Source organism: Chryseobacterium nakagawai, from assembly GCF_900637665.1.
Lineage (GTDB): Bacteria > Bacteroidota > Bacteroidia > Flavobacteriales > Weeksellaceae > Chryseobacterium > Chryseobacterium nakagawai.
Genome location: NZ_LR134386.1, coordinates 3,771,252 through 3,786,666 on the forward strand (window position 1 = coordinate 3,771,252; position 15,415 = coordinate 3,786,666).

The 15,415-nt window shown below is 32.8% G+C and carries 11 protein-coding genes; 7 read left to right on the forward strand and 4 right to left on the reverse strand.

The genetic code is table 11. The features are described 5' to 3' along the window. Positions 1 to 239 precede the first annotated feature (239 nt). Positions 240 to 2,174: a hypothetical protein gene (locus tag EL260_RS17070; protein ID WP_123856540.1), complete on the forward strand. Its 1,935-nt coding sequence runs from the start codon at positions 240 to 242 to the stop codon at positions 2,172 to 2,174. Beyond that, a complete protein-coding gene (locus EL260_RS17075; protein WP_123856542.1) occupies positions 2,167 to 3,879 on the forward strand; it encodes a hypothetical protein in 1,713 nt (570 codons plus the stop codon). Before EL260_RS17070 ends, EL260_RS17075 begins: the two co-directional genes overlap by 8 nt. A 352-nt stretch (positions 3,880 to 4,231) precedes the next feature. On the opposite strand, the gene EL260_RS17080 is transcribed toward EL260_RS17075, so the two are convergent. The 3 genes from EL260_RS17080 to EL260_RS17090 form a co-directional block, all read right to left on the reverse strand. Continuing rightward, entirely contained in the window at positions 4,232 to 4,501 is a 270-nt protein-coding gene (locus EL260_RS17080; RefSeq protein WP_228445502.1) for a recombinase family protein, read from the reverse strand. Positions 4,502 to 4,734: 233 nt separating this feature from the next. Beyond that, positions 4,735 to 6,831 carry a UvrD-helicase domain-containing protein gene (locus EL260_RS17085; RefSeq protein ID WP_164466537.1) on the reverse strand — a complete coding sequence of 699 codons (2,097 nt, stop codon included), beginning with the start codon at positions 6,829 to 6,831 and terminating at the stop codon, positions 4,735 to 4,737. Then, entirely contained in the window at positions 6,821 to 8,638 is a 1,818-nt protein-coding gene (locus EL260_RS17090) for an ATP-dependent nuclease (protein WP_123856546.1), read from the reverse strand. Before EL260_RS17090 ends, EL260_RS17085 begins: the two co-directional genes overlap by 11 nt. A 301-nt stretch (positions 8,639 to 8,939) precedes the next feature. Here EL260_RS17090 and EL260_RS17095 point away from each other — a divergent pair, with 301 nt between their 5' ends. From EL260_RS17095 to EL260_RS17110, 5 genes are read left to right on the forward strand one after another with little or no spacing between them, the layout of a single operon-like run. Then, positions 8,940 to 10,160, forward strand: a complete 1,221-nt coding sequence (locus EL260_RS17095; protein ID WP_123856548.1) for a hypothetical protein — start codon at positions 8,940 to 8,942, stop codon at positions 10,158 to 10,160. A 2-nt stretch (positions 10,161 to 10,162) separates the two neighbouring features. Further along, positions 10,163 to 11,188 carry a hypothetical protein gene (locus EL260_RS17100; RefSeq protein WP_123856550.1) on the forward strand — a complete coding sequence of 342 codons (1,026 nt, stop codon included), beginning with the start codon at positions 10,163 to 10,165 and terminating at the stop codon, positions 11,186 to 11,188. Beyond that, the gene (locus tag EL260_RS17105) at positions 11,181 to 13,001 is read left to right on the forward strand and encodes a phosphoribosyltransferase family protein (protein ID WP_123856552.1); all 1,821 of its coding nucleotides are present in this window, start codon (positions 11,181 to 11,183) and stop codon (positions 12,999 to 13,001) included. The genes EL260_RS17100 and EL260_RS17105 overlap by 8 nt, the downstream gene beginning before the upstream one ends. 20 nt (positions 13,002 to 13,021) lie before the next feature. Further along, entirely contained in the window at positions 13,022 to 13,159 is a 138-nt protein-coding gene (locus tag EL260_RS25635) for a hypothetical protein (RefSeq protein WP_164466538.1), read from the forward strand. 36 nt (positions 13,160 to 13,195) lie between these two features. Continuing rightward, positions 13,196 to 13,678 (forward strand): hypothetical protein, encoded by a 483-nt coding sequence (locus EL260_RS17110; protein WP_123856554.1) that lies wholly within the window; start codon positions 13,196 to 13,198, stop codon positions 13,676 to 13,678. 647 nt (positions 13,679 to 14,325) lie between these two features. Here EL260_RS17110 and EL260_RS17115 read toward each other — a convergent pair. Then, positions 14,326 to 15,285, reverse strand: coding sequence for a hypothetical protein (locus EL260_RS17115; RefSeq protein WP_123856555.1), 960 nt, complete (start codon positions 15,283 to 15,285; stop codon positions 14,326 to 14,328). Between the last annotated feature and the right edge of the window lie 130 nt (positions 15,286 to 15,415).

The window sequence follows — 15,415 nt, forward strand, 5'->3', positions numbered from 1 at the left end:
GTCATACACTACTAGTTTTATATTGATATTAATTGAAAATTCTAAATATCTGCAAAGACAAGAAATTTATATTCAATAAAAAATCTGATTCTTTCAGAAGAAGAAACATTAAAAAGTAATTCAATGGCTAATCCAGCTGATAATATTAGGAAACACTTTTAGACTTTGGATAAGCAAATTCGTATATTTGATAGGTGTCAAACTATTACGAAACATCTATCAAAAGATAGGCTATTTTTATGAAAGAAATTATAAACACATTTGTTGATTTTGCATTGGAACAGAAAAAGCTGCAATTTTCCCCTAATGATCTTGATGCTGTATTAATAAAAGAGAATATAGTTAAGCAGGAAAATAATTTGCTCTCCATATCAAATTATGAGATACTTATTCCTTATCTTTTTGGAAGATATCAAGATAAATATGGTTTTCAGATGAGTGACTCTTTTGAAAAAAACATAGAATTTATCATCAATATCTTACAGCACTTTGATCACACTGAAAATTTCCATAATTTTCTGATCTTTGAAAAAGAAGTTTGGAAATTCATAATAAGAAAGGCTAATTCAAATCATAATGAATCCTTCAATACATTCCTAGAAGCTATTGATTCCGAAAACATTCCTGAATATATAAATAACTTCTCTGAGGCTTATTCAAGTTTACTTCCGGAGCTAAATTTGACGGTCGACCAGATTTTAGCAAACACCATTTGTCTAGTGGAAATTACTAAAAGTGACACTGAGTACAATTTTAATCTAGGTCTAATTTTAAGCGGAATTCGAGAGAAAAGTTATTCAGATTATGATTTTGGCATAGAGCTTCTAAAAAAATCAGTCGATTTAGAAGACATTAATGACAATATTTTATCTGCGATTGTTACAGGTCTCTACGAAAGTAAAAATATAGTTTTTTATAACGACATTCTAAACGAGTTAATAGAAAAGGATCTAAAATTAAATGTCATCTTTTTTGGGCTATCAAAAATTTCAAACATACAAAATAGGGATTGTGATATATTCATTCAAATTGTAGAAAAGTATATTGGAAGCTATTTATACAAAACCTCTGTGTTAGCACTTGTCTTTACAATATTGAGATCGAATGAAGAAAAATATCATGCATATTGTTTTCAAAAATTTCTTAATGAAATTGATAATGAAAATACAGCGCAGTACATTTTAGGAAATTTGATGCTGGTCAAAGAATACTATCCACAAAAAATTGAAGTTGTAATCAAATTTATAAGACAACCGTATTTTAGTATTGAAAAACATATTCGTTTACTGAATGGTTTCTTGTGGCATGTAAGAAAAATATGCTTTTTTAAAAATGTAGTTCTTAATATAACTGATAAAAAGCCATTTAAAAGTTTTATAAAAAGTTTCCAATCATACCTATTTACCTTAGATAAATCTGATCTGGATAGCTTTTTAATTGATCTTTTAACCAACAATACAGCAAGTAAACGTTTTTTAGGCGTTGAAATCTTTCATTTCCTTTCTGATAGAGTTCCATACATATTTACTTTAAATATTTTGGAACTATCTCCGCTTTCACAATACAAGCTTTGGATGTCTCTAACCGATGATTTTAATGATCCATCCCAAAGAATTGTTCCCTTACTTCCATTGTTAGATTCCAGCAGTGAGCTAATCAGGGAAAGTTTTATATGTAAATTAGAAGAAATATCAGAAGACTATGGAGGGCACGTACCACAGGCTTTAGAAAATAATTTAGATCTACAAAATCCATTTTATAAAAATACACTTGAAAGGATTAAAGTTTATATTTCAGAATATCATAAAAAGAATACTGAATTAAAAAACTCTATTAAAGAATTCAATCCTTATAATACGAATTACAAGTTGATCAGGAGTTTTAATGACTCTTTTCACAAAAGCATGGGGAAATCAATTAACAAAGATCTTGAAAATGATAGTCTTCTCTCAATCTTAGGAGGAAATACTATACAACTTGCAAAAGGTGGAGGCTTCAGAATGGGAGCAGACCAGCCTATCTCCGAACTCAGTACTTTTGGTTCCAGTTTTACAATGCCAAGAAGTTATTTCATTAATTATAATAAATATGAAATAGAAAAAGGGTTATATCGAAAAAAAGATTGGTCAGATGAGGATTTTGCACAGATAATAAAAACACTTGAAAATGAATAGTAGTGCCATTATAGTACAGGAATATTTAGCATCCTTAAAGGAAGATTCAGAATTAGATTATTTGTTTCCCTTACTACTCAACGTAATGGGATTTAGAATCATACAAACAGCTAAAGAATCAAAGGGACAATCGCAATATGGTAAAGATATCATTGCAGTGGGCAAAGACAAGAATGGAATTGATCACAAATGGTATTTCGAACTAAAAGGGCATGCTGATAGAGATATCACCCAAGCTACATACTTCAAGACTGACGGTATCAGAGAATCAATAATGGAAGCTAAAGACACCATTTTCAAGGATTCAAGTATTTCAGATTTTAATCAGCTACCCGTAAAGATTGTTATTGTTCATAATGGAGTTTTGAAAACAAACATCCGGAACACCTTTGAAGGCTTAATTACGCGAGAATTTAAGGATGGAGAATTTGAACGTTGGGATATTTACTATTTAACCGAATTATTTGGAAAATATTTATTCAACGAATATCTACTTTCCGACAGCGACAGCGCTAGATTATTGAAAAAAACCTTAGCATTCTTAGATGCTCCTGACAATGAATTTTTAGAATTTAAAGAACTGGTAAATATACAGTTCAAAAGATTTGAAAGCATTAGAAGCAGAGCTTTCAGGAAGTTATTTGCTACATTAAATCTATTAAACTCACTAATATATCATTATAGTAGTGAAAACAACTACTTATTACCAGCAAAAGAATGTTCTAAATTTTTAATTTTGAAAACTTGGCATTGGATTTTAGAGAATAATTTACAATCCAAAAAAGCAGTTGTCCTTGAATTTAGAAAACTCCTTAAGAACCAAACTTTAATTTTAGGAAAATATTTCCAAAAAACCTTTCTAGCAGCAAAGATTGAAAATGGGTTATTTTCCGAAATGGGTGGATTTTACGAGAAAATTGGTTATCCAATAAGATGTTTTGAGTATTTGGATGACATCATTTATTATTGTAGATTAAGAAACACAGTATATGAATCGAAAAATATAGAGAAGATTAAAAACAAACAAAAAGACTTAATTATAGAATTGGTAGAAAATAATAGTGGCTTCAACAGACCAATTTTTGATAACCATTCAATACCTATAGTCCAATTATTTCTATTTTTTAGTGATAAAAAAATATTGAGACAAAAGGATGTTAATTTCTTATACAATTACTGTGATCAGGTTGTTTCAAATATAAGAATTGAAAAGATTAGATACAATAGACTACCAGAACTCTACAATAATATTGACTCAGTTGTCGAGTTTTACTCTACGAATATAAAACCAGAAAACTATAGTGATAAATCCTCTGTCTTACTAGCAATCATGCTGGAATTTAGCATCATTTTTAATTCTGAAGATCTGTTTAAACAAATACTATCCTTTATAGATGAAAACCTCAGTTTACAAATTGTATCAATTGACCCGGCAAAACATAAGGTCGAAAAACTTTTGTTTGAAAGAAATTTACACAATGAATATTTTGTAGAAACAATTGACAGGGTTAAAGATGATTTAGAATTTTTAAAAAACAGTGGCATACTAAGTGAATTTAAAAGTACTGTTTTAGAAAAAGTAGAATCGCCTCAGCAATACAATACGGACTTATTGGGGCTATCTTGTATCAGATATCTTGCGCATAGTTATTTTAAAAATGAAATTTTACCAGATGAATGGAGAGCTTTAATAAAAAAGATATAGCTTTTTTATTATATACTATATTTCAGTTTATTTTTCATTAAATTTAATAAACCAACAAATTTAAAACTCATAGCTTTAAAAACAAGACCTAAGAGATTTCAAAGTCGACAGGAGAACCTCATAAACGCCAACATGATAATAAAAAACTCCCAGAAATACACCTTCACTTACCCCCGCAAGGAAAATAAAATATGATCTCCAAATTTAAAGGCTTTGGAGATCTTATTTAAAAGCAAATAAGTATGTATTATGACAGTTACAATAAATTAACACCTGAAAAATTAGAGTTAGGACTATTCCAGTTATTATTAACAATAGGCACTATATTAGGATACCTACCCATCAACTTAGCTCAACGAATGCCATTTGCAGTATTTTGAGCCCTCCTGGTATTTTCCGCTTCCGGAACCGCTAAATACACAGCCAGCATAACAGTACTTTCCAGCACAGAGAAATCAATTGGTTGATCAATAGCCTTTGCTGTCGTTTTATATTTTCGCAGCTTTCTAATCATTTTGTAAGCATATTCAACATTACGAATGAATCTGTCCCATTTTATAAATAGTATGTTTTTATCTTCTCCTAATGATTTCTTTTTAATTTCTGAAAACAAATAATTCATTTTCAAATACATATTTCTAAAATATTTTCTAAATCAGTTAAAAAAGACTTTGGACAGCGTCCTTTTAATTTACTGAAGGAGAATTATTTGATAGTCGTCTCTCTAGAGAAAATGAAATATGTTCTCCTACTGTTTCTTATGCTCGATTGGGGGTTGCTTCTGAAATGAACTAGTATGAAGAGACTACCATCATCAGCTTCCTGCAATGCAATGCATTATATCAAATAGAAAAGCTAAACAGCGGCCTCGGTCTGGCCACATTCCTCATCCACAGGTACGATCGTCCAACCTGCCTCCCTAAACTTTTCTACATCTTGCCCAACGCTATCTCTTCTTATTGCAAAACAGAGCAGATCCGTCGGTCGCGAAAAGCCTACATACATCATTTTTAGCGTTTCATTGGATCTCACCTTATTTAAATGAGAAAAATCCTGTTCCTGAAAAAACAAAGGATTGCGTCCTATAAAATCGGGTCTTTTCTTTGTTCCTTTAACAAACACAGTCAACTTAGCCAGCTCGGATGTGTGGTAATCCGTCTCAACATACATAGTTGCACAATGTGTCTGTCCCTTTACCGAATGGATAGATCCTAATTTGACGACAAGATCATCGTCTTCAACCCCCTCAGATTCTATCATTTCAGCGGCATTGAAATTGAATTCCCTGTTAATAAAACCTTCTGAATTTGCAATTCTAAAATTTCCAATTAAATCGATAATTTGATTTCTTATATAATCAACATAATCATCAAATACCTCCTCATAATTTTCTTCAACAACAATTGAGTAACACCAATTAAATAGTCGATTCTTGAATACGTCATAGTATGCATCCCCCTTACTTTTAATCAACTGAACAAAAGTAGACTTACGATACTTTTTGGGAGAATCTCCAGGAATATTAACGCCTTCAATTCGTAAAATTCTAACAATTCCATTTAAAAGAGATTTCCGCACAGCTTCAAAAGTTGGCTTTTTACGGTCAAACAAAAATATATACTTTCTTAAACAATCGAAATCGTCTCTTCCTTTCTTGATCTCCCTCGAATATTCTGGAAAAAGCTTTCTTAAATGCCACCTTTCAGAACCTTCCTCCTTGTCAGTTGTCCAAGCAATGATATGAAATCCTCTTTCAATATTTTTAGCATTTTGGTTTAGTCCGAAATTTTTAATTAGTCCGATATATCTTTCCTTAAGCTCCATAGCTTGAGTTTCATCCGTAAAGATTAAAAGATGGGGTGGAATTGATTCACGACCGGAAGCACCTACCACCCGATATCCACCACTTCGGTTCAATACGAAGCCATCAACTAGCTTACCAATTACTGGTGTCAACCGATGTGAATTAGTCAGACTTAGATCTGCTTGAAATCTTTCAGGATCAGTCTCATTCCGGGTCCTCCAGACAATTTCGCTATGTAACGATGAACTAGAGTAAATTGCCTGATTTCGATCGCCAATTCTTTGAATAGTGGTGGCAGAACCTTCAGTAAAGAAAATACCTTCTACTAATTGTACCTGATCAAAATCAAGATCCTGCATTTCATCAATAAAAACGTATTTGAACCGACTTTGTAAAACCTCTTTAAGATCAGTTGAACCGGGAAGATTTAAATACCTTTTTGAGATATCAAAGCTATCTTTGAATGACAGAACACCTTGGGACAAAAGACTTAACTTCCACCTTTCCAACTCAAGATAGTATTCTCTATTAACACCAGCATATGTCAATTTCGAGGTATTACCAATTTTAACCTTTCTTCCATCAAGATCATATGAGCAATCCTTCAGAAACTTTAATATATTTCTTTCCTTTTCTCTAGATGTACCTACGAAATCTCTGTTAACCAAGCCGAAAAGCTTATTTTTAAGATTAGCAGGATTTTGTCCTTTTTTGGAATACTGAAGGCTTCTATAAAATGTCTCTACTTCATAGTGGTACATCTCATCGTCATTCTTATGAATATAGCTACCATACAGCTCAAAGCAAGCCTGATTGGCCACAAATTTATTTGTAAAACTCTGAAGCGTCCCTACAAAATTTGGGTATGCAAAAAGCTGCGGACACAGAGGCTTTAAAGCTTTTTCAATCTCCTGGATGGCATGATTTGTATGAGAGAGTATTAATACCCCTCGATTCGCCTCCAAGGGCATTTGTTTAGCTAGACAATACAATTTAGCCAGTAAAACTGTAGTCTTGCCACTTCCAGGTACTGCCAATAAATCAACCGTATTCATGTTAGCAATAAATGCCCTTCTTTCAGGATCGAAAACCTCCCCGCCTATCAAAATCTCTTCGGCAGCTCTCAAGTGTAATGGATCAATTCTCATAATCATATACTTGTTTAATAGCGTTCACCAAATAAGAAAGATACCGATCTTCAGTAATCTGATCAGCCGTTATGGTGGTATCCTCCAACAACAGTTCAGCAAAAACATTCATAACTGCCACCTTATCTATGGGAGATGTCCCCGATTTCTTTGACAGCTTCTTAATAAACTTCCCCTCAAATGAAGCTTTAAATGCATCATTATCCTTTTGGAACTCTTCTGTTTTACTGTGTACTTGTAAAACTGCTTCCTTAAATATATCAGATAAACAAGAACGATAAAGACACCATTCCAGAGTCCATTGTATAGCGATGTTTAATTTTATATCTGTAGACTTGAGTTCACGTTTTAAAACATTAATGTTGCAGAGTTTGTTTTTAAACGTTTTGTCTTCCCTAAAAAAAGACCTGAAAACGCCAAACTCATCAGGTCTATTGTCCAGATCGGTAATAATTGCAATTGGGACATTCATTTTACGAGCATCCGCACGCAAAAATATTTTCGCAAAATGCAGGTAGGCTGTTGAAGCCACATTGATAACCGAAATTTCTTTCCTGGCGAGATCCATTCTTAATTTAGCGGCCAGCGTAGGAAGAAGTATCTCTTCAGACCAACCCTCAACTATGATATTTGCCTTTGAAAAGAAAAGGTTACTCTTGGTAACATCTAGGAAACGCTCCAGATACTTATAATCCTTTCGATCCAGTTTAGTATTTCCCTCACCTAGCGGGAACACGTCGTTATTTTTACAAATTATAATTTCCCTTAAATCTGCCTGTGAGGTAATATTAGGGCTATGGCTGGTAAGGATATACTGAATTCCTACCTCTTTTTTCAACCGATTTATTATTTTTAGCTGCGCCTGTGGATGAAGATGTGCTTCGAGTTCTTCGATTAAACATAGTTTAAGACCGTTCCAGTCCGCCTTTCTGAGATGGAGCAATTCTGCAGCCATAAACAGCCTATTCATAGTTCCCAAACCCAAATTTTTCGCACCGATTATTCCAAGCGAAATTTTCTCTAAAATATTGGTAATCTTTGTCGGTCCGAAATCAAACACAGACTCGGAATTGTCGCCTATGAACGAAACGATGAAATCATCCACTACCTTTTTGATATTTGTGTGATAGCCCAGTTGTTCATCTTTAAATTTATCCCTTATCTGCTCACTTGTACCTTCAAACAGTTCCTCGAATTCGTGCATTCCATTTTCCTGTGTATGCTTGAATTCCTTGTGCTCCTTCAAAATCTGGGACAATCTTGAATTCTTCTTCGCAGCAAGCTCATTATCGGTATCGCGTAAAGCCTTAAGGTATGTACATTTGAGATATTCTTTAGCTTCTGCTGTCAACGTATTTCCCACACGGTCCATCCCCGCCTTTACGTCGGCAGGCAAAATCCTGCCATCCTTGTATTCAACCTGATAGATCAGATACAACTTTGGCCTCCGGAATATCTCTTCCCTACCGCCAACATCCATGACCTCATCCTGAATTCCGCACCACTCTATAAAATTGGCAGCTTCGGCATTGGTGATTCCGGAAAATTCCAGTTCAATTCTTAAAATAGGTGAAATCTGATTATCATCACTAAAAAAATCATTCTCTTCGACCTTTATCCATTCGTATGCATGGGTTTTTAACACAAGCTTTATGGCATCTATGATCGCAGATTTCCCTGAATCATTTTCTCCGATCAAAATATTCATTCCTTTATTAAAATGTACTGTTAGATGTGGAGAGCTAAGATCAAAAACTGGACCTCCATATTTTCTGAAGTTCCAAAGTTTTAAAGAAGATATATACATGTAGAGTTAATATGGTTAAAGTGAAAAAATACAAAAAAAGAATTAATTTTTAATAACGGCCGACGATTTATCTAGATAATTACGGAAACCCGTAAAGTTAGATATTAAATTCACAGTATTTTTATGACAGTATTAGTAAATTCCCTAAATATCCAATGGTTCAAGACATACAATATTATATAAAAACGAAATTATTATGAATAAGATATTTTTTTTAATTTTGTACAAGACCATACTAGAATAACCTTCATAAATAATCAGTTGGTTTAATATATATATATTACTAAAGCCTATAAGATCTATGGTAAGTATTTTAAAGAATAATGAAAAACTGACCCCATATTCATTCTACACAAGATTTTTACGAGATGTTGCACTGAACATTAAAACAGAGCAAGATATCACATTCAAGTTAGTGGAAAATGGAGATGCTCAGATATATGACTCAGTATATAATATTGAACCCATAACTATTCCCCTGCTGCTCAGTCTCATTGAACAGCTCAGTAAACATTATAAAAAACCGATCAACTTATCACTGTATAATAATCAGGCAACAAAACACGTACTTAACTTTCTGTACAAAAGTGATTTCTTTTACGTCGCTGGAAACAACAGAAACCCTTATCATCCTTATGGTAGAAATATCCTGAATTTCAAAGAAGAATATCTAGGCGACTTTATTACCAACAGACCACGTTCAGAACACCGTGTTCGCTTTTATTCATTATTGGAAAATAATCTGCAACAAAAACTTAACGAGTTTACGAAAGAGGACGACAAAAGGGATTATCTAATTTCTGAATACAGTTATATTGTAAGGGACCATTTTCAAGATTTGCTATTCGATAATACCAATACTGCCGACAAAATTGATATTTATGTTGAGATCTTATCCGAATTGATCACCAATGGTGTATTACACTCAAAATCAAATACATTTGCCTTGATGTTTGTTAATAAATTTGCAACAAAATTTTCAATATCGGACAATGGCATAGGGCTAGTCCAGTCCTTAAAAACAAAGACGGCAGATACATTGTACAAACCTCAGGAACTGATCCAGAAATTACAGTTAATTAAAATCTTAAATCTTAATTCCAAAATTCTTGAGAATTTTGATTTTATTATTGAAACCCTGTACTATTCATGCCTAAAAGACAGAAGAGGGTTATTTGACCTTATGCTTTCGGTAGTTCTTAATTCAAATGGCTACTTCAGGTTACATTGTGACAATGCCCAAATTATCATTTCAAGCAGAATGCAAAAAGAACTAAATAACCTTTCAAATCTACGGAACCAACTTTTCAACATCCATCGAAAAATATTAATAAATGACGTTACGACTGAATCACAATTAGCGTACATGTTGGAGCTAAAAAATTTAATTTTAGATCACTTTGTTTTGTTGTACGAAAACATCTGCAATAAATATAATGATGATTACAAATATTCTTCCATAAGATTTTTCAATGTTAAATTTCGTGGTGTTCACATCGAAGTAGAAATACCTAACAGTTAAGTATGATAGTTTCGCAAATAAAAAATGCAAACTTTCTATACTTTAGTTTGCACGCAGAAGAGGTTTTCACTTCCAACTATATCAAAGACAATAATGACGGCATTTTTGTCCGAAGTTTGCAATACGAGACAGTATGCCGGCTTTTTGCTCATTTACAGGATGATCCACCTACCGGAATAAAATATCTTATTTTAGATTTTAGATATATAGAACATCTACAAAATAACATCTTAGATAAAATTATAGAAATCCGAAATCTCGGGTACAAACTTATTTTCAAAAATGTCACTGAAGTACTGATAAAGCCACTTTCATTGGAAAATATAGAGAATGTGAAAAATATCGCCAACGAATCTGGCCGTTACGATCTATTTTATTTTTTCGCAAGTGAAACGGAAGAAATTTACTCCAATGAACTCAGAGCAACTGTTCTTTTCAGTAACTATTTCAAGGAATTGATCAAGGAAAAGTATATTTCGCCATATAATCAGAAACATGCATCGTCTTTCGTATATCTACATTCATTTATCGATTTGAAAAAATTGATCAGCCTAGAAAGACCATTTATATATTTTGCCCTGTACAAACTGGCAGTCAAAATTTACAGCAAATGGAAAAGCGAGATTGACAATGGTCCTATTTTGGTCGGCCAGAGTTTGACAAGTACATTTATCGTCTCCATATTATCCAAGATGCTGAAATTAGATATCCTTATTTTTGATAAAATTGGCCCTATCAACAAGTTATACAATAAACTTGAAAAACATAGTTTTGAAAACACGAAATACATAATTGTATCCGACCTTGTCTGTTTAGGAACGGAGGTTAAAATAACTAAAAACTTAATAGAATTTTCAGGTGGAAAATATCTTGGAAATGTTTCTTTGGTCAAAATTGAAACCTTAACTCGCGAAGACCTGCAACTTGATAATGTAGACCGGACAATTGCGATATTCTCAGTTTCCGAGCATAATAATGAAGAATTGGGATACTATATTTACACTAACTTAAAACCACTCAATGAGTAATATTATTTTAGACCTTTCAGATTTGCACGTATCACTGCACCAGGTTTTAGGAGGCGGACCAGCTAAAGTAGATTTTCGTCTTAGTACTGAGAATGATACAGAACCGGGAATGCACTATATTGACAAATTTATCAGTGTTGTAAAAAGAGACTATTCCGGATCTAAAATATATCTTTTGATTACCGGAGACATTACTAATGCTGGAGAAGTCAAAGAATTTGAGTTTGCGACTAAGTATATTAACAAGATTATCAACGATCTTAACATCAACAGAGAAGAAATATTACTGATACCTGGCGACCACGACTTAAACAGGAGGGCAATTCAAAACCTATATGCAGATAATGAAAATCCCGCAAAGGCGATTGTCAATGAAACAAAATTTAAAAATTTTTCAGCGTTTTATTTTAACTTGTTAGGTAAAACCTTTGACTCCAATAAAGTTATCTTCGATACATTGATAGTGGAAGACCGTATTTTACTGATGGGGCTAAACTCCTGCTTGGGAATTGATATGCAGCAGCGTGATGGAAGCATCACAGTTGCCGACTTTGAACAGGAATACAGAAGTATGACAGGGGCAGACATAAAAACTATTGCATGTACCCATCACAATTTAACCGCAGCTTACGAGAATAAGAACGCTGGACAATGGTTAAGTGAAAATAGGACAAGATTCATCAATAAATTGATCGAATTCGATATCAATTTTGTACTGAGTGGCAACGAGCATATAAGTAGTAGCAGATCAATTCCAGGTGATCAGCTTACTATAAGCGACGCAGGCTGTTTAACAACCTTAGCATATGATGCCACCTTTAAGGTGTATCCTCTTGAAATTGATGATGATATCATCCTCCATAATAAAATCTATGCTTTGCAAAAGATTTCAGACAATAATTTCGATTATGAATGGGACGTAAGAAGCCACCAGGCATCGCATCAACAAGAGGAATATATAATTTTCAAAAAACAGCCACCGCAGCTTGGTTCAGAGATAATCGAGATAACTACGGAAGATACAACTGAAATTACTAATGTTGCAGAAATTTCAATTACTGACCTTGAGTCTTCCGAAGAAAATATTTATTATAGTCCAGAATTTACCGATGTTCTATATGACAAAGTAAAGGATCTTAAGATATTTTATACTGGACATTACCATTACAGCGAAACTTCCAGAGCACATAATTGGATTGACGTATCGAAACTTATAGAAAATAAAGATAACCTGAATTTTTTAAAAAATGCAGTCATTGACGTGCTGGAAAAAAAAATTGGGGAAGAAAATATTGATATGATTGTTGGGTTGGGGTATGAAGGAAATATTATCTCAACAAAAGCAGCTATAAAATTTAATAAGCCATATTCGTTTCTACCATATTCATATAGACATGATGAGCATCACGAATCTGAACGATTGTTAAACTTCGACAATCCTGACGGTGAATTCAAAAATATACTTATCATAACGGATGTGGTAAACGATGGTAGAACCATCCGAAAACTGATAAAAAAAAGGCAAGATCCATTTTTTCGGAACGTAAGTAAAATCTATGTCATATCTCTTTTTTATACCGGACAACATCCCATTAATAACAATATTTTGAACTATAGATTTTTGGAAATGATACCAAACTACGATTTGGAAAATGATGAAGTAGTCAATAACATCGAATTCTATACTGTTAAAAGTTTAAAAGTAGAAAAATGTCCATATGGAAAGGATTTCAGGACAGAGTGCTTTATCTATAAAGACGAACTAAGCTGTGTAAATCTATTCTATGATGAACGAAAATATATTGAGAAGTAACAGTATTATATAATCTATTTATGATAGAAACAGCTATCCGCATATCGGTAAACCGTAAATCCGATATCGAGCTTATAAAAGATATTTTGGTAGGTGAAAGTATTGATACCCCTATCATCATTGTCGAATATGAAGATAATTTTCTAATCAGTCTCTAAAGTGACTACGAACAGTGGGAACTTGACCTAGCAATATTGAACCTATTTCCTGCATATCAATTTGTAACACAAGGAAATAATGGTAGAAAAGAAATCAGATTGGAAATAACACGCTATCAATCGGAATTTAGTACCACAGACTGGGGTAGCCCGATCGAAAATCCATTAAATGAAACTAAATATTTGGTTAAAACTTCACCGAGTAGGCCTGTCAGATTTTCTCCTTTGATTGAAGTTTTATTCGGAAAAGATACCAGAAGCTATTATGTAAATATAGTAGCAGGCAAAAATACAGCTACAGGAGAACAGGGCTTTCTGCTACTTGATAATTTTTCTGAGAAAAGCCAAAGCGAAAATCCTCCAATTTTGAAAGACAAATTGTACAGCAGTCCACAAGATGCGTTTCATAGAGGAATTGATAAAATTGAGGACATTACCAAAGAAGATTTTTTAAATTACTTTGAGGTAAAGAAAAAAGAAAGAAGAGAGTTTGAAAAAATTCCAAGAAAAATTATTTGAAATTTTATAAAGGGCTGCAATAGTAAAGATCATGGCCTGATCTTCAACAATGTTTCCAAAAACATTGTTTTTGAAATATCAAGCAACTGGGAAACAGAAACAGTAATAAATAATATCCAAGATTTTCGAAACTATTTTGAGTCACCTGATGAGGAAATCTGTCAAAAGGAATTTAAGATTCGTACCAAATGGTATTTTGATAATTCAGATGTAGCAATCAATCTAGATTGTTATACAGCAAAATCAACTGACCGTCCAAAAACGACAATCAATTTTAGCAGAATGACATTTACACTAAATGACACTAATGAAATATCAAAAATCAAGTGGACGAAATAAATGCAAAAATCCGCTTACGATCGTACTAATTTAATAGAATATTTTAATGCCTCTGAACAGGAAAGATAATTGATAATTAACATATTGAAAATCAATAAAAATTCCAGTTTGACTTGGTTTAATACAAAAATACAACAGCTTATTATACATGAAGTTATGTTTAGATCTATTATATAACTCATTTGTTTCCCGATATTTTTAATATATTGATAAATAATAGGTTGTTTTGAACTCTAACTTTTGTGTCGGAAAATAAATCGATAAATTTCAGGTAATGTATGTTAAGTTTTTACTTTTTTAAATTGTACTTAATCATCCTCTTCTAACAATCTTTTATGCGCATAACATACAGCTCCTTCATACGCTTCTTCTAAGTCAAGTGATGTGCCACAAACGTGACATTCTTTATTAACTTGGATATAACCGCAAGAAAGGCAACAATCATCCTCAAAAATATAAGTAGGTTCATTACAATCAGGACAATCGGCATAAGGACTATCACCTCCATCCATAATCGCAATATGAGCTTCAATTCCAAATTCTTCTTCTAAACAATCGTTGAGAACATCTTCTAGATCGAACTCATTTCCACATTTTTTACAATTTAAGGCTAATGGTCGTCCTGGTTCATATACTTGATCTTTTATCGCTTGTACAAGTTCAGAATCACATGCTGTGCACCGAACATGTTGTATTGCCCTAGCAAGTGAAGAATAAGTCCAATTGACTTGATTAAATGATTCTATACTTTCTTCCTTTTCTTTTTCATAGACCTCATCTACTTCTAAAAAAATGTCCCAAGATGACTGTTCCAAAAGATCAGCTGCCTCTATTTCTAAATAAGTTTTAGAAAAATCACGTATAATTTTAAATGACTTAGAAACAATCTCATTTACAACCGAAGGTGCTTCATCTGTATAATAATGCTCAATGTTATTCCTAAGTTTATTAATCTGATCAAAAGCCATCCAGTCTACTTGAATACCTAGACCTCCAAACCTATCCTTTATTTGTTGTACATCAACAGTTTTTTTTCCAGATCCTAGAAATGACCAATCTCCATTAGATCCCATTTTCGGTTTTATACTCTGTTTTATTAATACATCATCACTTCCTTCCGGCGACATTCTACGTAACTTTTCTTTAAATAAAAGAAGCATACCAGCGAAAATATTCCTAATTGCAGATTTTGACCTCCTTGGGTCTTCGCTTTTGTAGTCTTCCAAGCCTATTTCGATCGCATCAACTGCGTTTTCTAAAATCTTCATCACAAAAAAATTATAGGCATTAATATACTCAAAAAAACTTACGAAATATCAAGAAACATCCAATTAAGAAATACTAAGAAAAAATAGGCCAGCTATAGATGATATCAATTAAATTCATAAAAGAAAATAT

What these genes read in the sequence shown, in the direction of transcription:
- EL260_RS17070 (WP_123856540.1), top strand. Translation starts at nt 240, where the DNA reads ATGAAAGAAATTATAAACACATTTGTTGATTTTGCATTGGAACAGAAA.
- EL260_RS17075 (WP_123856542.1), top strand. Translation starts at nt 2,167, where the DNA reads ATGAATAGTAGTGCCATTATAGTACAGGAATATTTAGCATCCTTAAAG.
- EL260_RS17080 (WP_228445502.1), bottom strand. Translation starts at nt 4,501, where the DNA reads ATGAATTATTTGTTTTCAGAAATTAAAAAGAAATCATTAGGAGAAGAT.
- EL260_RS17085 (WP_164466537.1), bottom strand. Translation starts at nt 6,831, where the DNA reads ATGAGAATTGATCCATTACACTTGAGAGCTGCCGAAGAGATTTTGATA.
- EL260_RS17090 (WP_123856546.1), bottom strand. Translation starts at nt 8,638, where the DNA reads ATGTATATATCTTCTTTAAAACTTTGGAACTTCAGAAAATATGGAGGT.
- EL260_RS17095 (WP_123856548.1), top strand. Translation starts at nt 8,940, where the DNA reads ATGGTAAGTATTTTAAAGAATAATGAAAAACTGACCCCATATTCATTC.
- EL260_RS17100 (WP_123856550.1), top strand. Translation starts at nt 10,163, where the DNA reads ATGATAGTTTCGCAAATAAAAAATGCAAACTTTCTATACTTTAGTTTG.
- EL260_RS17105 (WP_123856552.1), top strand. Translation starts at nt 11,181, where the DNA reads ATGAGTAATATTATTTTAGACCTTTCAGATTTGCACGTATCACTGCAC.
- EL260_RS25635 (WP_164466538.1), top strand. Translation starts at nt 13,022, where the DNA reads ATGATAGAAACAGCTATCCGCATATCGGTAAACCGTAAATCCGATATC.
- EL260_RS17115 (WP_123856555.1), bottom strand. Translation starts at nt 15,285, where the DNA reads ATGAAGATTTTAGAAAACGCAGTTGATGCGATCGAAATAGGCTTGGAA.